18 protein-coding genes are annotated in these 17,962 nt (G+C 69.4%); 10 read left to right on the forward strand and 8 right to left on the reverse strand.

The features are described 5' to 3' along the window. Nucleotides 1–263 precede the first annotated feature (263 nt). From ACAG20_RS02645 to ACAG20_RS02655, 3 genes are read left to right on the forward strand one after another with little or no spacing between them, the layout of a single operon-like run. Nucleotides 264–1,340: a phosphoglycerate mutase family protein gene (locus tag ACAG20_RS02645; RefSeq protein WP_234825617.1), complete on the forward strand. Its 1,077-nt coding sequence runs from the start codon at nucleotides 264–266 to the stop codon at nucleotides 1,338–1,340. Nucleotides 1,341–1,352: 12 nt separating this feature from the next. Beyond that, nucleotides 1,353–2,474: a histidine phosphatase family protein gene (locus tag ACAG20_RS02650; protein ID WP_370491440.1), complete on the forward strand. Its 1,122-nt coding sequence runs from the start codon at nucleotides 1,353–1,355 to the stop codon at nucleotides 2,472–2,474. Between the two features lie 3 nt (nucleotides 2,475–2,477). Continuing rightward, a complete protein-coding gene (locus ACAG20_RS02655; RefSeq protein ID WP_370491441.1) occupies nucleotides 2,478–3,353 on the forward strand; it encodes an alpha/beta fold hydrolase in 876 nt (291 codons plus the stop codon). Here the strand turns inward: ACAG20_RS02655 and gndA are convergent. Genes gndA through ACAG20_RS02670 form a run of 3 tightly spaced genes read right to left on the reverse strand, consistent with a single transcriptional unit; the run spans nucleotide 3,350 to nucleotide 6,222 of the window. Then, on the reverse strand, nucleotides 3,350–4,798 hold the full coding sequence (gene gndA / locus ACAG20_RS02660) for an NADP-dependent phosphogluconate dehydrogenase (protein ID WP_112685419.1): 1,449 nt from the start codon (nucleotides 4,796–4,798) through the stop codon (nucleotides 3,350–3,352). The genes ACAG20_RS02655 and gndA overlap by 4 nt on opposite strands. Nucleotides 4,799–4,852: 54 nt before the next feature. Continuing rightward, the gene (locus tag ACAG20_RS02665; RefSeq protein ID WP_370491442.1) at nucleotides 4,853–5,791 is read right to left on the reverse strand and encodes a M56 family metallopeptidase; all 939 of its coding nucleotides are present in this window, start codon (nucleotides 5,789–5,791) and stop codon (nucleotides 4,853–4,855) included. Nucleotides 5,792–5,805: 14 nt separating this feature from the next. Further along, the gene (locus tag ACAG20_RS02670) at nucleotides 5,806–6,222 is read right to left on the reverse strand and encodes a BlaI/MecI/CopY family transcriptional regulator (protein WP_370491443.1); all 417 of its coding nucleotides are present in this window, start codon (nucleotides 6,220–6,222) and stop codon (nucleotides 5,806–5,808) included. A gap of 156 nt (nucleotides 6,223–6,378) precedes the next feature. On the opposite strand from ACAG20_RS02670, the gene ACAG20_RS02675 reads away from it, so the two are divergent. Beyond that, the gene (locus ACAG20_RS02675) at nucleotides 6,379–6,792 is read left to right on the forward strand and encodes a PaaI family thioesterase (protein ID WP_370491444.1); all 414 of its coding nucleotides are present in this window, start codon (nucleotides 6,379–6,381) and stop codon (nucleotides 6,790–6,792) included. A 21-nt stretch (nucleotides 6,793–6,813) separates the two neighbouring features. Here ACAG20_RS02675 and ACAG20_RS02680 read toward each other — a convergent pair whose 3' ends face one another. Then, on the reverse strand, nucleotides 6,814–8,199 hold the full coding sequence (locus ACAG20_RS02680) for an NAD(P)/FAD-dependent oxidoreductase (RefSeq protein ID WP_370491445.1): 1,386 nt from the start codon (nucleotides 8,197–8,199) through the stop codon (nucleotides 6,814–6,816). A gap of 108 nt (nucleotides 8,200–8,307) precedes the next feature. Then, nucleotides 8,308–8,979: an SDR family oxidoreductase gene (locus ACAG20_RS02685; protein ID WP_370491446.1), complete on the reverse strand. Its 672-nt coding sequence runs from the start codon at nucleotides 8,977–8,979 to the stop codon at nucleotides 8,308–8,310. A gap of 201 nt (nucleotides 8,980–9,180) precedes the next feature. Here ACAG20_RS02685 and modA point away from each other — a divergent pair, with 201 nt between their 5' ends. The 6 genes from modA to ACAG20_RS02715 all read left to right on the forward strand — a co-directional run bounded on the left by modA (nucleotide 9,181) and on the right by ACAG20_RS02715 (nucleotide 14,265). Then, on the forward strand, nucleotides 9,181–9,948 hold the full coding sequence (gene modA / locus ACAG20_RS02690; protein ID WP_370491447.1) for a molybdate ABC transporter substrate-binding protein: 768 nt from the start codon (nucleotides 9,181–9,183) through the stop codon (nucleotides 9,946–9,948). Between the two features lie 3 nt (nucleotides 9,949–9,951). Next, nucleotides 9,952–10,740: an ABC transporter permease gene (locus tag ACAG20_RS02695; protein ID WP_112685433.1), complete on the forward strand. Its 789-nt coding sequence runs from the start codon at nucleotides 9,952–9,954 to the stop codon at nucleotides 10,738–10,740. A 62-nt stretch (nucleotides 10,741–10,802) separates the two neighbouring features. Next, complete coding sequence (locus tag ACAG20_RS02700; RefSeq protein WP_370491722.1) at nucleotides 10,803–11,861, forward strand: sulfate/molybdate ABC transporter ATP-binding protein; 1,059 nt, start codon at nucleotides 10,803–10,805, stop codon at nucleotides 11,859–11,861. A gap of 37 nt (nucleotides 11,862–11,898) precedes the next feature. Further along, a complete protein-coding gene (locus ACAG20_RS02705) occupies nucleotides 11,899–12,831 on the forward strand; it encodes an alanine and proline-rich secreted protein Apa (RefSeq protein ID WP_370491448.1) in 933 nt (310 codons plus the stop codon). Nucleotides 12,832–12,887: 56 nt separating this feature from the next. After that, on the forward strand, nucleotides 12,888–13,202 hold the full coding sequence (locus ACAG20_RS02710; protein ID WP_370491449.1) for a GlsB/YeaQ/YmgE family stress response membrane protein: 315 nt from the start codon (nucleotides 12,888–12,890) through the stop codon (nucleotides 13,200–13,202). Between the two features lie 34 nt (nucleotides 13,203–13,236). Continuing rightward, nucleotides 13,237–14,265, forward strand: a complete 1,029-nt coding sequence (locus ACAG20_RS02715; RefSeq protein WP_370491450.1) for a zinc-binding alcohol dehydrogenase family protein — start codon at nucleotides 13,237–13,239, stop codon at nucleotides 14,263–14,265. Between the two features lie 9 nt (nucleotides 14,266–14,274). Here the strand turns inward: ACAG20_RS02715 and ACAG20_RS02720 are convergent, their stop codons facing one another. The 3 genes from ACAG20_RS02720 to ACAG20_RS02730 all read right to left on the reverse strand — a co-directional run bounded on the left by ACAG20_RS02720 (nucleotide 14,275) and on the right by ACAG20_RS02730 (nucleotide 17,931). Continuing rightward, complete coding sequence (locus ACAG20_RS02720) at nucleotides 14,275–15,042, reverse strand: lysostaphin resistance A-like protein (protein ID WP_370491451.1); 768 nt, start codon at nucleotides 15,040–15,042, stop codon at nucleotides 14,275–14,277. 67 nt (nucleotides 15,043–15,109) lie between these two features. After that, on the reverse strand, nucleotides 15,110–15,520 hold the full coding sequence (locus ACAG20_RS02725; RefSeq protein ID WP_370491452.1) for an MmpS family transport accessory protein: 411 nt from the start codon (nucleotides 15,518–15,520) through the stop codon (nucleotides 15,110–15,112). A 5-nt stretch (nucleotides 15,521–15,525) separates the two neighbouring features. Then, nucleotides 15,526–17,931 carry a phosphoketolase gene (locus ACAG20_RS02730; RefSeq protein WP_370491453.1) on the reverse strand — a complete coding sequence of 802 codons (2,406 nt, stop codon included), beginning with the start codon at nucleotides 17,929–17,931 and terminating at the stop codon, nucleotides 15,526–15,528. Nucleotides 17,932–17,962: the final 31 nt, after the last annotated feature.

A 17,962-nucleotide genomic window follows, 5' to 3' on the forward strand; every position in this document is an offset into this window, starting at 1 on the left:
GATGGGGCGAACATCGCCGACAGGTGGTGCGGGCGAGCACCGGAGGCCGGCACGGCAGTTCGGCGCCGATGCTCTCCACGAAGCGCCGGACGGGCCGGTCACTGCCGGACGCCGCGGCATTGACCGCACTTGTCTGGCAATTAGCTGGCAAGAATTCAATAGCGCAGTCAGATTCTTAGAGCCGAATAAGCTGCGGAATATTCAAACGGCAACTCCGCAGCCGATCCGGACGACACTTTCGCACCCCAAAAGAGGTACGCACCATGCAGGTCAGCCCGCTTTTGTCCCTCACCGCCGGCGCCGCCCTGGCCGGCGGTATCGCCGCCGCGCCGGTCGCTGCACCGCCGGCGACATCGACCGCAGCCAACCGCGACGTTGAACTCACCGCGCAAGATGTCGTCATCGATTTCGTGCGGCATGCGCAGATGACACCGCCGTACGATCTGCTGCTGACCCCCTCCCCGGATCATCCGGGGGCTCCGCTCAGTGACCTCGGCCACGAGCAGGCGAACGACGTCGGGCAGCAGCTGTTCAACGAACTCGGTCCGGTCGCCGGCATCTTCTCCGGGCAGGGCCTGCGGGTGCAGGAGACCGCGGTGCCGTTCGCCGAGCTGGAGGGCGCCGGCGGCACCCCCGCCGACATCCGGCTACTGCCCGGGCTCGACGAGGTGGACAGCGGCGTCTATGCGCTTGATCCGATTGAGAGCCTTGGCGGTCGGCTGGCTTTCCTGACCGTGGGCGCCTGGACATTCGGAGCGCCGCTGGGGTTGGCGCTGCTGCAGGGGCCAGGCTCGCACGACGTCAACGGGATCGTGCTCGACGATCGATTCGGCGACGCCGTTCAGACGATGTACGACCATGCGCTGAACAGCGGGGTGGTCAGCGCCAACGGCCAGCTCACCGATGTGGCCTTCAGCAGCACCGCGTCCGTCTTCGCCTGGGTGATGCAGAACGTCGACAACCCCGATCTGCCGTTCTTCCTGAACCTGCTCCAAGAGTCACACAGTGTCCCAAACGGCCAGACGACCATATTCCTGCCCAACGCCGCCGTCGTCGAAGTCGAGGGCAATCCCACCGACGGCTGGACCCTGGTCAGCTGGGACGGGCACGCCATCCCCGCCGACCCGGGGCTGCTGACCGCCCTGTTCGTCGACGTCCGAGACGTGATGCTGCCGGTCCAGGAGTCGTTGTGGGCTGTGCACCAGGCCATTCTCGGCTCCGATCCCGAGGCGATCATGACCGCGGTCCAGACCGGTTTCGAGCAGGTCAGCGCGGCGTTGAGCCAGTTCCCCGGCGCGGTCTTCAGCGACATCGCCGACGCCCTCGGAAACCTCGGCTAGGAGGTAGCTGTCATGCAGGCAGTCTCGATCGGTCCGGTAGCCGCAGCGGCTGCCCTCGTCGGCGCGGGCGTCATTGCCGCGACACCGCCGGTGCACGCCGATCTCGCAGCCCCCGCGGTCACTCTCACCAGCGCGGAGGCCCAAGATGGCGCCGTGCACGATGTCGTCATCGACATCGTCCGGCACGGGCAGCGGATGCCACCGTTCAACGACGTCATCACACCGTCTCCTGATCATCCGGGCCCGCCGCTCAGCGATCTCGGGATACAGCAGGCCCGCGACGTGGCCGACAAACTGCACCAGGAACTCGGTGACCACGTCGCCGGGATCTTCTCCGGGCAGGCGATCCGCGACATCGACACCGCTGCGCCGTTCGCCGCGCTGCAGAACATGACGACGCAGATCTTGCCCGGACTCAACGAGATCGACAGCGGGATCTATGCCGGCCAGCCGATCGCGAGCCTGGCGGGCTTCCTATACCAATTCACCCCGATGCTCTGGACGTTGTTCGGATTGGTGCTGATGCCGATCCCGGGCTCGGTCGAGGACCCCAATGGGGTGGTGATGGACCAGAAGTTCACTGAGGCCGTGGCGGCGATGTACAGCGCCGCGATGGCCAACCCGGTCGAAAGCGACAACGGCGCCATCACCGCCGTGGCGTTCAACAACGAGGCCGACATCGCCGCGTGGGTGGCGCTCAACGTCAAGAACCCCGACATCTCACTGCTGCTGCCGTTGACGCTGCAGACCATGTTCGCCAACGACGACGGATCCCCACTGTTGCCCAACACCGGCATCGTGCAGATCGAGGGCAACCCCACCGACGGCTGGACACTGGTCAGCTGGAACGGAATCCCCGTACCGGAAGACCCGGGACTGCTGACCTCGCTGCTCATGGATCTGCGCGAGGTGGTCATGGCTCCGCAGGTCGCGGTGTGGAACCTTTACCAGGCGCTGCTCGACGGCGATCCGGCCGGCATCAGCACCGCGCTGCAGACCGGCCTGCAGGACGTGGCCACGACGTTCCTCGGTTTCCCGCAAGCCGTCTTCACCGACATCACTGACGCGCTGACGAATCTCGGTGAGGCAGCCGGTGCCGGGTCCGCGCTGGACGATCTGCTGGCGCTAATCTGAGCCATGGCCCTTTCGAGCATGGCGCCCAGCGTGCGCAACTGGCTGGACGGCGGCAGGTTCGTGCCCACCGACGCGGGGCGGGTGTTCGTACGCTCAGCCCCCGGCGAGGGGCCGACAGTGCTACTGCTACACGGCTTTCCGTCTTCGTCCTACGATTTCCGCGGCGTCGTCGCCCGGCTGGCGGGCCGGTCCTGGCTGACGATGGACTTTCTCGGGTTCGGGCTCTCGGATAAGCCGCGCCCGCACCGCTACAGCTTGTTCGAGCAGGCCGATCTGGTGCAGCAGGTGGTGGCCTCGACAGTGCCCGGTCCGGTGGTGCTGGCCGCCCACGACATGGGCACCTCGGTGGCCACGGAGTTATTGGCCCGCGATATCGCCGGCACGTTGGGCTTCGACCTGCAACGTGCCGTGCTGTCCAACGGCAGCGTCATCCTGGACCGGGCCAGCCTGCGGCCCAGTCAGAAAGTGCTACGTAGCCGCTTCGGCGCTCTGGCCGCTCGGGTGTCCAACCGGCGCGGCTTCACCCGCGGCTTCGGCCGGCTGTTCTCCGCGCAGCACCCGATATCCCCGGAGGAAGCCGCCGCCCAGTGGGATCTGTTGTCCCACAACGACGGTCATCGAATCCTGCACCTGCTCACGGCCTACCTCGACGAACGGGTGCGCTACGCGCAGCGCTGGCACGGCGCGGTGCGCGACTGGCCCAAACCGCTGGGGTTCGTGTGGGGGCTGGGCGACCCGGTCGCCACCACCAATGTGCTCGACGGCCTGCGCGAGCTGCGCCCGGCCGCCGACGTCGTCGAGCTACCCGGGCTGGGTCATTACCCGCAGATCGAGGATCCGAAGGCCTACACCGACGCCGTGCTGGGGTTGCTGGTTTAGGCCGGCACTTCGCTGCGGTCGGCGCTCCACAGCGTGTGGAACTTGCCCTGCGCGTCCACCCGGCCGTAGCTGTGAGCGCCGAAGTAGTCGCGCTGCGCCTGGGTCAGGGCAGCGGGCAGCCGCTCGGTGCGCAGACCGTCGTAGTAGGCCAGGGCCGAGGAGAAACCGGGAGCCGGGATACCGAGGCTGACCGCCGTGGTCACCACCCGCCGCCAGGAGTCGATGGCTGCCTCGACCGCGCTGCGGAAATACGGCGCGGCGAGCAGACTCACCAGGTCGGGGTCGGTGTCGAAGGCCTCTTTGATCCGGTTGAGGAACTTCGCCCGGATGATGCAGCCGCCACGCCAGATCGTCGCCAGGTCGCCGGGCGTGATGTTCCAGCCGTGCTCGGCGCTGCCGGCCTGAATCTGGTTGAACCCCTGCGCATAAGCGACGATCTTCGAGGCGTACAGCGCACGGCGGACGTCCTCGGTGAACCGGGCCGCATCCGAAGGACGGTCGCCGAGGGCCCCGGCGGCCAGGCCTGCCGCCGCGCGACGCTGCGGGACCGCACCCGACAGTGCTCGCGCGAACACCGCCTCGGCGATCCCGGTGACCGGAACTCCCAGGTCCAAGGCGGACTTCACGGTCCAGCGGCCGGTGCCCTTCTGCTCGGCTTCATCGACGATGACGTCGACCAGCGGCTTGCCGGTCTTGGCATCGACCTGGCGCAGCACCTCGGCGGTGATCTCGACCAGGTAGCTGTCCAGCTCACCGGCGTTCCACTCGGTGAACACCTCGGAGATCTGCGGCGCGGTCAGGCCCAGGCCGTCGCGTAGTAACTGGTATGCCTCGCCGATCAGCTGCATGTCGGAGTACTCGATGCCGTTGTGCACCATCTTGACGAAGTGCCCGGCGCCGTCCGGCCCGATGTGGGTGCAGCACGGCACACCGTCGACGTGCGCGGAGATCTCCTCGAGCAGCGGGCCCAGCGAGGTGTAGGACTCCTTCGGGCCGCCCGGCATGATCGACGGCCCGTTCAGCGCACCCTCCTCGCCGCCGGAGATACCGGCCCCGACGAAGTGCAGCCCGCGGGCGGCCATCGCCTTCTCCCGGCGGATGGTGTCGGTGTAGAGCGCGTTGCCGCCGTCGATGATGATGTCGCCGGACTCCATGGCGTCGGCAAGTTCGTTGATAACGGCGTCGGTCGGGTCACCGGCCTTGACCATGATCAACACGCGGCGTGGCTTCTCAAGGGCGGCAAGGAATTCCGGAATCGATTCGGTGCGAACGAACTTACCCTCGGAGCCGTGTGCGCTCAGCAGGGCGTCGGTTTTGGCGATCGACCGGTTGTGCAGCGCCACCGTATAGCCGTGGCGGGCGAAGTTGCGCGCGATGTTGGATCCCATGACGGCCAGGCCGGTCACTCCGATCTGGGCGGTGCCGACAGGTTCCGACGCGCTCATACATTCGCCTTTCGGTGGTAGGTGATCGCTGCGCGGCACGCCGGACGGCGTGGGTCATCCCGCGATCAGTCGATGCAGTTCGGTCAGCCACGGTACCGCCAGCGCGATCGTCGGCACCGTCAGGACCCCGGCCGCGGCGGAGTAAGCGGCCGCGGCCAGCGCGCGACTGTTGCCGCGTCCGGACAGCCGCTGTACCCGCAACACCGTGCTGGGACCGCCGGCGGCCAGCGCGCCGGCGGGGATGGTCGCTGACGCGCAGGCCACCAGGGCGCGGGCCAGGGGAGGGGCGCCGGCGACCCGAACGGCAGCGTCGTCGGCCAGCAGTTCGACTAGCAACCGCACCGCGCCCAAGGCGCTGGCGCTGCGCACCAACCGGGGAAACGCCGAGTGCACCGCGGTGAACGCCTCCAGTACCAGATCGTGCCGGGCGCGCAGGTGGGCGCGCTCATGGCAGAGCAGAGCCGCTAGTTCGCTATCGCTGAGCGCCTGCAGGGCGCCCGAACTGAGCACCACCCGGCTGCGTACCCCGGGCAGGCAGTAGGCCAGTGGCTGCATCACTTGCAGAATCCGAAGGCCGCTGGTGCGCACCGCCGGAGCGCCGTCAGAGACGCCGACCAGGTCGACGAGCATGCGGTGACGGGCCCGGCGTTGCCGGGTGCCGATGGCGACCCGCAGCACGGTTACCGTCAGCCGCAGGCCGACGAGCAGCGTCACCGCCGACACCGCGGTGTAGAACGTCCACAGCGGCCAGCCCAGCCGGTCGAGAGAGCCCAGGATCGTCGAGGTGGGCCGACCGTCGGGGCCCGGCATCAGCAGCCGACTCGACGTGGCGACACCCGCGCTGAACGCCGACAGCACCGCGGCTATGGCGATGGCCTGCCAAAGCACCACCGCGGCCCGGGGGGCGCGCAACGGCCAGTCGGCGCGCGCGAGCAGGGCGGGTACCGGCCCCACGAGCAGCAGCGCCAAGAGGGTGAAGGCCAGCGCGGACACGCTGCCAGTCTCCCTCAGGATGTGGGTCGGCCGCCAGCGGGCGGGCCGACGTGATGTTTGGCTTCCAACTCGTCGAGTGCGCGGCGCAGGGCCTCAGCTTCGTCCACGCCGACGCGCTCCACGAAATGCACCAGGGCGGCCCGGCGGTCACCGGAGTCGGCGGCCTGGTCGAGGGCCTCGACCATCAGCCCGGCGACCAGCTCGTCACGGCCACGCACGGGGGTGTAGCGGTGGGCGCGGTCATCCCGGATCTGCGACACCAGATTCTTCTTGGCCAGCCGCTGCAGCACCGTCATCACCGTGGTGTAGGCCAGGTCGCGCTGCGCGGACAGCGCTTCGTGGACCTGGCGCACCGTCTGGGCCTCCGGTGCGGACCACAGGTGGTCCATCACCGCTCGTTCCAAATCGCCTAGGTGGGTCTGCTTCGCCATGTGGTAATCAACTCCCTGCGGAATGGAGCAAGCCTACCCTCAATTACTACCGACTGTCGTACCGGCGGTGGCCGGGCCTACTGGGCTGCGGGGGCGGGCCACCGGCCGCGACGACCGCGTTCGGCGCACCGCGGCCGGTCGTGTAGAACCATGGGCATGGCTGCCAGCGGTTCCCCGACCATCCCCGTCGCGCCCTTCGACCGTGAGATCGGCCTGGTCTTCACCGACATCGGCCCCGACGGTGCCCGCGCCACGCTGGAGTTGCAGCCCAAGCTGAGCCAGCCCGCCGGGCTCGTGCACGGCGGGGTGTACTGCTCGATCGTCGAGAGTGTGGCAAGCGTCTCCGGTCACGCCTGGCTGAACTCGGGCGGCGGCGACGCCGGCGGCACGGTGGTGGGGGTCAACAACAACACCGACTTTCTGCGAGGAGTGTCGTCGGGGACGGTGTTCGCCGCGGCCACCCCGATACACCGCGGCCGCCGTCAACAACTGTGGCTGGTGACCATCACCGATTCCGACGACAAGGTGCTGGCGCGCGGGCAGGTCAGGCTGCAGAACCTGCCCAGCTGAGGCGCCGGCGGTGAGCCGCTGCTAACTGACCGCGCGTTCGGCGCCGCGCTGCGCCTCGGCCGCCAGCACCTCGAGTTGTTCCAAGCGGGTGCGGGCGAAGGCCTGCTGCTCGGTAATGGTGAGCTGGCCGCGGCGGGTGCTCAGGAACGTCACGTTCCACGACAGCAGCGTGCTGACCTTGTTCTTGAACCCGACCAGATAGATCAGGTGCAGTCCCAGCCACGCCAGCCAGGCCAGAAAACCGCCGAACTCCAGCGGGCCGATCTTGGCGACCGCGGAGAACCTCGACACCGTGGCCATCGAGCCCTTGTCCAGGTACTGGAACGGCTCGCGGTCAGCCGGGTCGGCGCCGCCGAGCTCGGCCTTGATGGTGTTGGCGGCGTGCTTGGCGCCCTGGATGGCGCCCTGCGCCATGCCGGGCACGTCGTCGACGGCCGCCATGTCCCCGACGACGAAGACGTTGGGGTGCCCCGGCACCGACAGGTCCGGCAGCACCTTGACCCGGCCGGCGCGGTCGAGTTCCACCGCGGACTGCTCGGCGAGATCGTGGCCCAGCGGACTGGCGGAGACGCCGGCCGACCACACCTTGCACTGCGACTCGATGCGCCGGATCGTGCCGTCGGAGTCCTTGACCGTCAGGCCGTTGCGGTCGACGTCGGTGACCATGGCGCCGAGCTGGATCTCCACACCCATCTTCTGCAGCCGCTCGGCTGCCTTGAGCCCCAGCTTCTCGCCCATCGGCGGCAGCACCGCCGGGGCGGCGTCGAGCAGGATCACCCGTGCCTTGGTCGAGTCGATGTTGCGGAACGCGCCCTTGAGCGTGTAATTGGCCAATTCGGCTATCTGCCCGGCCATTTCGACGCCGGTCGGGCCCGCGCCGACCACCGTGAACGTGAGCAGCTTCTCCCGCCGGGCCTGGTCCCGGGACCGTTCGGCCTGCTCGAAGGCGCTCAGGATGCGGCCCCGGAGTTCCAGGGCGTCATCGATGGTCTTCATGCCGGGGGCGAACTCGGCGAAGTGGTCGTTGCCGAAATAGGACTGGCCGGCGCCGGCCGCGATGATCAGGCTGTCGAATGGGGTGTCGTAGGTGTGACCCAGCACCTCCGAGGTGACGTACTTTCCGGCAAGGTCGATGTGGGTGACGTCGCCGAGCAGCACCTGGGCGTTGCGCTGCTTGCGCAGCACCACGCGGGTCGACGGCGCGATCTCCCCTTCGGAGAGGATTCCGGTCGCAACCTGGTAGAGCAGCGGCTGGAACAGGTGGTGGGTGGTGCGCGCGATCAACTTGACGTCGACGTCGGCTCGCTTGAGTTTCTTGGCCGCGGTCAAGCCGCCGAATCCGGAGCCGATGATGACGACCTGGTGGCGTCGGCTCTGCGGCGCAGTGACTTCAGGCTGGGCGCTCATGGGAATACGGTTGCTCCTCGACGGCGACTGCGTTCACAAATACGCTAGTCGAACCACTTGGCGGTCACCGAATTCGATCGCTGTGGGATTAGCCACTCCGGTGCGACATCAGCCGAAATGGGCCAGCGCTCCGTGGCTGACGTGCAGGGTCTGGCCGGTGATGTGCCGGGCGGCCGGCGTGGTCAAGAACACTGCCAGGCGGGCGATCTCGGTGTCCGCGCCGGCCGGGGCACTGGTGAGCCCGTCGTAGCCCGGACGCGCACCGGCGCCGGCGGCGACCACGTTGACGGTGATGCCGCGGGTGCCGAACACCGTGGCCTGCCCGGCGGTCCAGCTCGACAGGGCGGCCTTGACGGCCGCATCGGCGCCGCCGTCGAGCGGGTTCTCCGGTACCACCGAAACGATCGAGCCGCCGGAACGCAGGTGATCGCCCACCGTCGCGACCGTCAGCACCGCCGAGAGCACGGTGGCGTCGAGGGCGCCGCGCCATGCGGCGGCCTGGTCGGCCAGCGAGTAGGCGCGCGGGTCACCGCCTTGCCAGCGCGGCGCGGGGACATTGACGATGGTGTCGAGGTGGTGGGGGAACAGGCTGCGGGCCGCCAGCAGGCTCGCCGGATCCGTGTTGTCGCAGACCACGGCGTTGGCGTCGAGTTCCTTGGCGGCGATTTCGAGCTCGGGACCTCGCATCCCTGCGAGCGTCACCTTGTGGCCGGCTTCGCTGAAGCCTTCTGCAACGGTGCGACCCAATTCGGTGTCACCACCGGTGACCAGCACATCCATCGGTAGGACCTCCTCGTGTTGGCAGCTATGTTACTGGACAGTAGCCGGTTTGCGGGCGCGGGACGCAACTCGGCACAGACACGATCCGGCTACGGTCCGGATTAGGCGCGCTTCGCCGCGCTTGCGGTCCGCGGTGTTGGTGTCGGGGACCCGCTGCGCCCGGCTTCGCCGCGCTTGCGGTCCCCGATAGGCTTGTGGGCCATGTGGCGAACCCGGGTGGTGGTCTCCGGCGCGGTGGCGATCATGCTGGCAGCGGGTTCGACGGGATTGACCGGCTGTAGTTCCGGCCCGGCGACGCCATCGATCACGGTGTTCGCTGCGGCGTCGCTGAAGGCGGCGTTCACCGAGATCGCCGAGCAGTTCAAGACCGACCACCCCGGCGTGGCAGTGGAGTTCAACTTCGCCGGGTCCTCGGACTTGGCCACCCAGCTGACCGAGGGTGCGCGCGCCGACGTCTTCGCGTCGGCAAACACCGCCCAGATGGACAAGGTCGCCCGGGCCGGCCTGCTGGACGGTGAGCCGGTGCCGTTCGCCAGCAACACACTGGTGATCGTCACCGCGCCGGGCAACCCGCACGCGGTGCGCTCCTTCGCCGATCTGGCCGGCCCCGACCTGGCCGTGGTGGTGTGTCAACCGCCGGTGCCATGCGGAGCGGCGACCGGCAAGGTCGAAGACCTCACCGGGGTCCGGGTGAATCCGGTCAGTGAGGAGCCCGACGTCACCGACGTGCTCAACAAGGTCACCACCGGCCAGGCCGACGCCGGGGTCGTCTACCGCACCGATGCCATCAACGCCGGCGACAAGGTGGCCACCGTCGAATTCCCCGAGGCGGCGGGGGCGGTCAACACCTACCCGGTCGCGCTGCTCAAAGACGCGGCGCAAGCCGTACCGGCTCGCGCATTCGTCGAGGTGGTCACCGGTGTGGCGGGGCAGAAGATCCTGCACACCGCCGGCTTCGGTGAGCCCTGATCTGTGCACCGGCCCCCTGACCTGCCGGGCTGGGTCTATGTGCCCGCCGCGATCGGCGCCACGTTCGTGGTGCTGCCGTTGGTGGCGATCGCGGTCAGGGTCGACTGGCCGCACTTCTGGTCGTTGATCACCAGTCCATCCTCGATGACCGCGCTGCTGTTGAGCCTGAAAACGGCCACGGTCGCTACTGCGCTCTGCGTCGTGCTGGGCGTGCCGATGGCGTTGGTCCTGGCGCGCAGTCAGTCGCGGGTGGTGCGGCTGCTGCGGCCCCTGACGTTGCTGCCGCTGGTGCTGCCGCCGGTGGTGGGCGGTATCGCGCTGCTGTACGCGTTCGGGCGGCTCGGGCTGCTGGGCCGCTATCTGGAGGCGGCCGGAATCCACATCGCGTTCACCACGGCCGCGGTGGTGCTGGCGCAGACGTTTGTGTCGCTGCCGTTCCTGGTGATCGCGCTGGAGGGCGCGGCCCGCACCGCGGGCGCCGACTATGAGGTGGTGGCCGCCAGCCTGGGAGCCCGGCCGAGCACGGTGTGGTGGCGGGTGACGCTGCCGCTGCTGACACCGGGCCTGATCTCGGGGGCGGTGCTGGCCTTCGCGCGGTCACTGGGGGAGTTCGGGGCGACGTTGACCTTTGCCGGCTCCCGCGAGGGCGTCACCCGAACGCTGCCGCTGGCCATCTATCTGCAGCGGGTGACCGACGCCGACGCCGCCGCCGCGATGTCGCTGCTGCTGGTTGCGGTGGCGGCGGTAGTGGTGCTGGGACTGGGAGCCCGGCGGCTGGCCGGCATCGGGTGACCCGGGTGGCGGACGGGCTGACGCTGCACGCGGTGGTCGCCGAGCGCGGCCTGGATGTGCGAATGACGGTCGAGCCGGGTGAGGTGCTCGCGGTGCTCGGGCCCAACGGCGCCGGCAAATCCACCCTGCTGCACGTGATCGCCGGCCTGCTACCGCCCGATTCGGGCGTGGTGCGGGTCGGCGATCGAGTGCTGACCGACACCGAGGCCGCGGTGCACATCGCCACCTGCGACCGCCGGATCGGCTTGCTGATGCAGGATCCACTGCTGTTCCCGCACCTGAGCGTGGCGGCCAACGTGGCATTCGGACCGCACAGTGGGCACCGTCGGTGGCGCCTCGGCCGGCGGCAGGCGCGCACCCGGGTGTTGGCGGCGCCGTGGTTACGTGCCGTCGGCGCCGAAGAGCTGGCCGACCGCAAGCCGCGCCGGCTCTCCGGCGGCCAAGCGCAGCGGGTCGCGATCGCCCGCGCGCTGGCCGCCGAACCCGACGTGCTGCTGCTCGACGAGCCGTTGGCCGGGCTCGATGTGGCTGCGGCCGATGCGGTGCGCACCGTGCTGCGTGAGGTCATCGCCACCACCCGCCGCACCACGGTGCTGGTCACCCATGACCTGCTCGACGTGTTCGCGCTGGCCGATCGGGTATTGGTGCTCGAGTCGGGTCGGGTTGCCGAAATCGGTGGCACGGCAGAGGTTTTGGCCGCACCCCGCAGTCGATTCGGGGCGCGCATCGCCGGTTTCAATCTGGTGGCCGGGGTGATCGAAAGCGACGGTGTGCTACGCACCCGGTGGGGCGATCGGTGGTACGGAATCGCCGACGACGGCTCGGGCGTCGGCCGGCCGGCTGTCGCGGTGTGTACACCCCGGGCGGTTGCGGTGTATCGGGAGCCGCCGGCGCACGGCAGCCCGCGCAACCTCGTGGCGGTGACCGTCGCCGAACTGGACGCACGGGGCAGCGCGATCCAGGTACGCGGTGTCGACCAGCCGGACGGCGCGCCCGGACTGGCCGCCGACATCACCGCCGAGGCCGCCGGCGAGTTGCGGCTCGCGCCGGGCGAGCCGGTCTGGTTCGGCGTCAAGGCGCAGGAAGTGACCTTGCGGGCGACACACCCCGGCATGGCGTAACTTGCGTAGCGGTCCGGACGCGGTAGGTTTTTCTGCCATGAAGCAGGTGGACCTGACCTCAACGGCTCACAGGGGCATTCGGGCGGTGGCTGCGACGACGTGGGCCACCGCGATCGCCGGTGCGCTGGCATTCGCCATGGCGTCGCCGGCCTCCGCGGACCCGCCGCCGCCACCACCGCCGGCGCCGCCCGCCACGGCCGATGCGCCACCGGCCGACGCACCGCCCCCCGCCGACGGGCACGCACCGGCGCCGGCCGCCGAGCCGGGCGCACCCGAGGTGGGCCGGGTCGACGACGTGGCCGGCGGATTCAGCTACGTGCTGCCCGGCGGCTGGGTGCAGTCCGACACCAGCCACCTGGAATATGGATCCTCGCTGCTGAGCAAGCAGACCGGAGAGCCGATGCTGCCCGGGCAGCCCGCACCGGTGGCCAACGACACCCGGATCGTGCTCGGCAAGCTGGATCAGCGGCTCTACGCCAGCGCCGAGACCGACAACGCCAAGGCCGCCACCCGGCTCGGATCCGACATGGGCGAATTCTTCATGCCCTACCCCGGGACCCGCGCCAACCAGGAAAGCACTCAGCTGGCGGGCGGCGGCCTGACCGGCAGCGCGTCCTACTACGAGGTCAAGTTCACCGACCCGGCCAAACCGGTCGGCCAGATCTGGAGCGGCGTCATCGGTGTGCCGCCGGCCGACGGCGGCACCGGCGCCCAGACCGAGCGGTGGTTCGTGGTGTGGCTGGGAACCGCGAACAACCCGGTGGACCGGGAGGCGGCCAAAGTGCTGACGGAGTCCATCCGTCCGCTGACTGCGGCTCCGGCCCCGGTCGAGCCGGCGCCCGCTCCGGTGCCCGGCATCCCGGGTATTCCGGCGCCCGCACCGGCGCCCGCACCGGCGCCTGCTCCGGCTCCCGCACCGGCCCCGGAACCCGCCCCGGCGGCGCCGCCGGCGCCGGCGCCCGCATCCTGACCGATCGGCTGGCATAGTTTGCCGCGCAGCGGTGTAAAAGCCGCTAGCCTGGCGATATGACTGCGCAAACGCATGTGCTGGCGGCAACGGAATTCCTCGCCGAACGCTCGACGACGCTGACCAGTGTCGGCTGGATCGGCTACATCATCATCGGTGCCATCGCCGGCTGGCTGGCCGGCAAGATCGTCGGCGGCGGCGGCCGCGGTATTTTGATGAACATCGTGATCGGTGTCATCGGCGCATTGATCGGTGGTTTCCTGCTGAGCTTCTTCCTCGACACGGCCGGCGGTGGCTGGTGGTTCACGCTGTTCACCGCGACCTTGGGGTCGGTCCTGCTGCTTTGGCTGCTGGGATTGATGCGCCGAGGCTGAACCGGCCCCCGGTCGCTGGGCGCACAATGTCGTCATGGGTGCGCAGTCCCCCGGGATGACCATGACCGCCTGGCGGGTCGATCATCCCGGTCCCATCGCCGGCGGGCCCTTGCACCGGGTCAGCGCCGCGGTGCCTCGGCCGCAGCCCGCGGAGTTGCTGGTCGCGGTGCGCGCCTGCGGGGTGTGCCGCACCGACTTGCACGTCACCGAAGGTGACCTACCGGTGCACCGCGCCGGGGTCACCCCTGGCCACGAGGTGGTCGGCGAGGTCGTCGAGGTGGGCGCCGAAGCCGGCGAGGACTTCGCGGTGGGGGATCGGGTCGGAATCGCCTGGCTACGGCACACCTGCGGAACCTGCCGATACTGCCGTCGGGGCGATGAGAACCTGTGCCCGCGGTCGCGCTACACCGGCTGGGATGACGACGGCGGTTATGCGGAATTCGCCACCGTCCCAGCCGCGTTCGCCCATCATCTGCCCGGCGGCTACAGCGACACCGAGTTGGCGCCGCTGCTGTGTGCCGGCATCATCGGCTACCGTTCGTTGCAACTCGCCGACCTGCCGCCCGGCGGCCGGCTGGGAATCTACGGGTTCGGCGGCAGTGCGCATATCACCGCGCAGGTCGCGTTGGCCCGCGGCGCCGAGGTGCACGTGATGACCCGGGATCCGCAGGCTTGGGAGCTGGCGCTGCAGCTGGGGGCGGCCTCGGTCCAGGGGGCGGCCGACCCGCCGCCGGTGCGGTTGGACTCGGCCATCCTGTTCGCGCCGGTCGGCGAGCTGGTGCCGCCCGCCTGCCAGGCCCTGGATCGCGGTGGCACGTGCGCGATCGCCGGAATCCATCTGAGCGATATCCCGCCGCTGAACTACCAGCGCGACCTGTTCTACGAACGCCGGATCCGGTCGGTGACGTCGAACACCCGCGCTGACGCCCGCGAGTTCCTCGACTTCGCCGCGGCGCACCACATCACCGTGACGACGCCGGAGTACTCGCTGGGCGACGCCGACCGGGCGCTGGCGGACCTTGCCGCGGGCCGGATCGCCGGGGCGGCGGTGTTGGTGGTGTGAACCGCCGGCTCAGGCCGACAGTTGCCAGACCAGGGCGGCCGCGAGGGCACCCACCCCGTTGAGCGACCAGTGCAGGGCGATCGGAGCGATGAGGCTGCCGCTGCGGCGACGCAGCCAGCTGAACACGAAACCGGCCACCCCGGTGGCCAGCACCGCCAGCGTCACGCCGGCCACCATGCCCAGGAACCCGCCGCCGAACAGCCGGGTAAATCCGACATTGCTGCTGGTCAGCCCGAGTGAGGTCGCCACATGCCACAACCCGAACAGCAGCGAGCCCGCCGCGGCGACGCCGCGGAACCCCCAGGCCCGGTGCAACGCGCCGTGCAGCGCGCCGCGGAACGCCAGCTCTTCGGGGATGACGGTCTGCAGCGGGATGACCAGCATCGAGGCCACCACCGCGCCGGACAGCGTGGCGTAGTGGTTGTTCAAGAACATCGGCCTGGTCCAGGGCAGTAAGGCGCCGACGGCGATCACCGACACCACCACCAGTACCGCCGCGACGGCGTAACCGACCCCGGACTTCCAGTGGGCGCGGCCCAGACCGAGCTCCGCCCAGCTCAGACCATTGCAGCGGACCAGGGCCACCAAACCGACGGCGACCGCGGGCACCGTGGCCACCGCCGCCCAGGGCGTGGTGAAATGCGCGACCAGGTTGGCCATCACCAAGACCACCACGACGACGGCGACGTCGACGAAGGCGCGAAACTGGTTCAGCGCCGCGAGTTGCGACACCAACGGATGCCGCCCCCCGGACGCCGCGAAATCGTGGCAAGGCATTGGTCGGATTCTACGCCCGCCCGGAAGCTGACGCAGTCCGGTCAGTACGCGCGGGGCTCAAGAAAGCTCAGCGGGGACCGTGCGTCGTGCACAGCACTCGCGCCGGGTCTCCGGTCGCGGTCTGTCGGCTGACGACCTTTCCATTGACGCTGACCGTGCAGCTCAGCGTGCCCGGGCCGGCACCCTGGGCGCTCACCGAGTAGACGGCGGAATTGGCCATGTTGGTCATTCGGCCGGTCAGCTCGATCGACCAGGGCAACGGGGCGTTGGTGGCGTGGGACTGACCGTTCTGGGTCTGGTAGGTGATGTAGCCGGCGACGCCGGTTCCGGTCAGGTCATAGCGGACGGGCACCAAGGTGAGGTCCGGCGTCGCGCCGGCCGGGGTGACACCGGCGACGGTCGCCGAGGCGACGAGCACGCCGAACAGCAGCATTGCCGCCTTGCGAAGCGTCCGGACCGGTGACGGGTGAACTGTCATGGCCGTCACCTTATCTCGCCGTCGGCTCCGGACACGTCCGTTCGCCACGTCCAGTCCGCGATCCGGGGGTCGTCCTCACCGTGCTCGCGGGTGTAGAGCCGCGCGGCCAGCCGGGCATCGAGCATCTGCTGGCGCAGCAGCGCGCTGCGCTCAGCCAGACCCGGCACCCGGTCGATGACGTCCATCACCAGATGGAAGCGATCCAGGTCATTGAGCATCACCATGTCGAATGGCGTGGTGGTGGTACCGCGCTCGCGATACCCGCGCACGTGCAGCTGGTCGTGGTTGGTGCGCCGATAGGTCAGCCGGTGGATCAGCCAGGCATAGCCGTGGTAGGCGAAGATCACCGGCTTGTCGCGGGTGAACAAGGCGTCGAACTCGCTGTCGGACAACCCGTGCGGATGCTCGGTGGCAGGCTGCAGCCGCATGATGTCCACCACGTTGACCACCCGCACGGCAAGGCCGGGCAGCTCCCGGCGCAGGATGTCCGCGGCGGCCAGCGTTTCGAGGGTGGGGACGTCGCCGGCGCAGGCCAGCACCACGTCCGGCTCACCGGTGGCGGTGCCGGCCCATTCCCAGATGCCCAATCCCCGGGTGCAGTGCGCCACCGCCTCGGGCATGTCCAGGTAGGCCAGTGCCGGCTGCTTGCCGGCGACGATCACGTTCACGTAGTTGCGGCTGCGCAGGCAGTGGTCGGCCACCGACAGCAGGGTGTTGCCGTCCGGCGGTAGGTAGACCCGCACCACCTCGGGGCGCTTGTTGGCCACCAGGTCGATGAAGCCCGGGTCCTGGTGGGATGCGCCGTTGTGGTCCTGGCGCCAGACGTGGGAGGTCAGCAGGTAATTGAGTGAGGCGATCGGCCGGCGCCACGGCAGCTCTCGGCTGACAGCAAGCCACTTGGCGTGCTGGTTGAACATCGAGTCGACGATGTGCACGAACGCCTCATAGCAGTTGAACAGCCCATGTCGGCCGGTCAGCAGATAGCCCTCCAGCCAGCCCTGGCAGAGGTGTTCGGAGAGCACTTCGAGCACCCGGCCGTCGGGGGCCAGGTGATCGTCGCCGGGTGCGGTCTCCGACAGCCAGACCCGGTCGGTCGTCTCGAATACCGCTGAAAGGCGATTCGAGGCGGTTTCGTCGGGGCCCATCAACCGGAACCGATCGCGGTTGCGGTCGATGACGTCGCGCAGGAAGGTTCCCAGCACGCGGGTGGCCTCGTGGGTCTCGGTGGCCGGCCGGGACACCGGCACGGCGTAGTCCCGGAAGTCGGGCAGGTCCAAATCGCGCAGCAGCAAGCCGCCGTTCGCGTGCGGGTTGGCGCTCATCCGGCGGTTTCCGCGCGGCGCCAGTGCGGCCAGCTCCGGCCGCAGCCGGCCCGATTCGTCAAACAACTCCGTCGGCCGGTAACCGCGCAACCATTCCTCCAGCTGGCTGCGGTGCCCGGGATCGGTGCGGGTCGCAGCGAGCGGCACCTGATGCGACCGCCAGGTGCCCTCCACCTGCTGACCGTCCACCTTGGCCGGCCCGGTCCAGCCCTTGGGGGTGCGCAGCACGATCATCGGCCAGACCGGCCGCATAGTCGAGCCGCCGGCGCGCGCGGCGCGGCGGATCGCCGCGATGTCGTCGAACGCGTCGTCGAGCGCGGCCGCCAGCGACCGGTGCACGACGGCCGGATCGTCGCCGGCGACGGTGATCGGCCGGTAGCCGTAGCCACGCAGCAGCGCCTCCAACTCCGAATTCGGGATGCGGGCCAGCAGCGTCGGATTGGCGATCTTGTAGCCGTTGAGATGCAGGATGGGCAGTACCGCGCCGTCGGTGGCCGGGTTGAGGAATTTGTTCGAATGCCAGCTGGCGGCCAGGGGTCCGGTCTCGGCCTCGCCGTCGCCGATGACACAGGCCACCACCAGCTCCGGGTTGTCGAATGCCGCGCCGAAGGCATGCACCAGCGCGTAGCCCAGTTCGCCGCCCTCATGGATGGAGCCCGGCGTCTCGGCGGCCACGTGGCTGGGTACCCCACCGGGAAATGAGAACTGCCGGAACAATTTTCGTAGGCCTTCGGCATTCTCCCCGATGCCGGTGTACACCTGGCTGTAGGTGCCTTCCAGGTAGGCGTTGGCGACCAGCGCCGGGCCGCCGTGACCGGGCCCGGTGACGAAGATGACGTCGGCGTCGCGCTCCCGGATGACCCGATTCAGGTGGGCGTAAAGCAGGTTCAGCCCCGGGGTGGTGCCCCAGTGCCCCAACAGCCGCGGCTTGACGTGCTCGGCCTGCAGCGGTTCGGTCAGCAGCGGGTTGTCCAGCAGATAGATCTGGCCCACCGACAGGTAGTTGGCGGCCCGCCAATAGGCGTCGATGCGTGCCAGGTCGTCGTCGGAAAGGGTGGGGGATGTCGGTGCCGTGGTCTCTGCACTCATCTCTGCGATTGTCCACGCCGACGCGGACCGG

Origin of the sequence: Mycobacterium sp. pW045 (assembly GCF_041287085.1) — a bacterium.
GTDB classification, from domain to species: Bacteria; Actinomycetota; Actinomycetes; order Mycobacteriales; family Mycobacteriaceae; genus Mycobacterium; species Mycobacterium algericum_A.

Excerpts from the sequence above, each read along its gene's own strand:
- ACAG20_RS02645 (WP_234825617.1), top strand. The coding sequence starts at position 264 with ATGCAGGTCAGCCCGCTTTTGTCCCTCACCGCCGGCGCCGCCCTGGCC.
- ACAG20_RS02650 (WP_370491440.1), top strand. The coding sequence starts at position 1,353 with ATGCAGGCAGTCTCGATCGGTCCGGTAGCCGCAGCGGCTGCCCTCGTC.
- ACAG20_RS02655 (WP_370491441.1), top strand. The coding sequence starts at position 2,478 with ATGGCCCTTTCGAGCATGGCGCCCAGCGTGCGCAACTGGCTGGACGGC.
- gndA (WP_112685419.1), bottom strand. The coding sequence starts at position 4,798 with ATGAGCGCGTCGGAACCTGTCGGCACCGCCCAGATCGGAGTGACCGGC.
- ACAG20_RS02670 (WP_370491443.1), bottom strand. The coding sequence starts at position 6,222 with ATGGCGAAGCAGACCCACCTAGGCGATTTGGAACGAGCGGTGATGGAC.
- ACAG20_RS02675 (WP_370491444.1), top strand. The coding sequence starts at position 6,379 with ATGGCTGCCAGCGGTTCCCCGACCATCCCCGTCGCGCCCTTCGACCGT.
- ACAG20_RS02680 (WP_370491445.1), bottom strand. The coding sequence starts at position 8,199 with ATGAGCGCCCAGCCTGAAGTCACTGCGCCGCAGAGCCGACGCCACCAG.
- ACAG20_RS02685 (WP_370491446.1), bottom strand. The coding sequence starts at position 8,979 with ATGGATGTGCTGGTCACCGGTGGTGACACCGAATTGGGTCGCACCGTT.
- modA (WP_370491447.1), top strand. The coding sequence starts at position 9,181 with ATGTGGCGAACCCGGGTGGTGGTCTCCGGCGCGGTGGCGATCATGCTG.
- ACAG20_RS02700 (WP_370491722.1), top strand. The coding sequence starts at position 10,803 with ATGACGGTCGAGCCGGGTGAGGTGCTCGCGGTGCTCGGGCCCAACGGC.
- ACAG20_RS02705 (WP_370491448.1), top strand. The coding sequence starts at position 11,899 with ATGAAGCAGGTGGACCTGACCTCAACGGCTCACAGGGGCATTCGGGCG.
- ACAG20_RS02710 (WP_370491449.1), top strand. The coding sequence starts at position 12,888 with ATGACTGCGCAAACGCATGTGCTGGCGGCAACGGAATTCCTCGCCGAA.
- ACAG20_RS02715 (WP_370491450.1), top strand. The coding sequence starts at position 13,237 with ATGGGTGCGCAGTCCCCCGGGATGACCATGACCGCCTGGCGGGTCGAT.
- ACAG20_RS02720 (WP_370491451.1), bottom strand. The coding sequence starts at position 15,042 with ATGCCTTGCCACGATTTCGCGGCGTCCGGGGGGCGGCATCCGTTGGTG.
- ACAG20_RS02725 (WP_370491452.1), bottom strand. The coding sequence starts at position 15,520 with ATGACAGTTCACCCGTCACCGGTCCGGACGCTTCGCAAGGCGGCAATG.
- ACAG20_RS02730 (WP_370491453.1), bottom strand. The coding sequence starts at position 17,931 with ATGAGTGCAGAGACCACGGCACCGACATCCCCCACCCTTTCCGACGAC.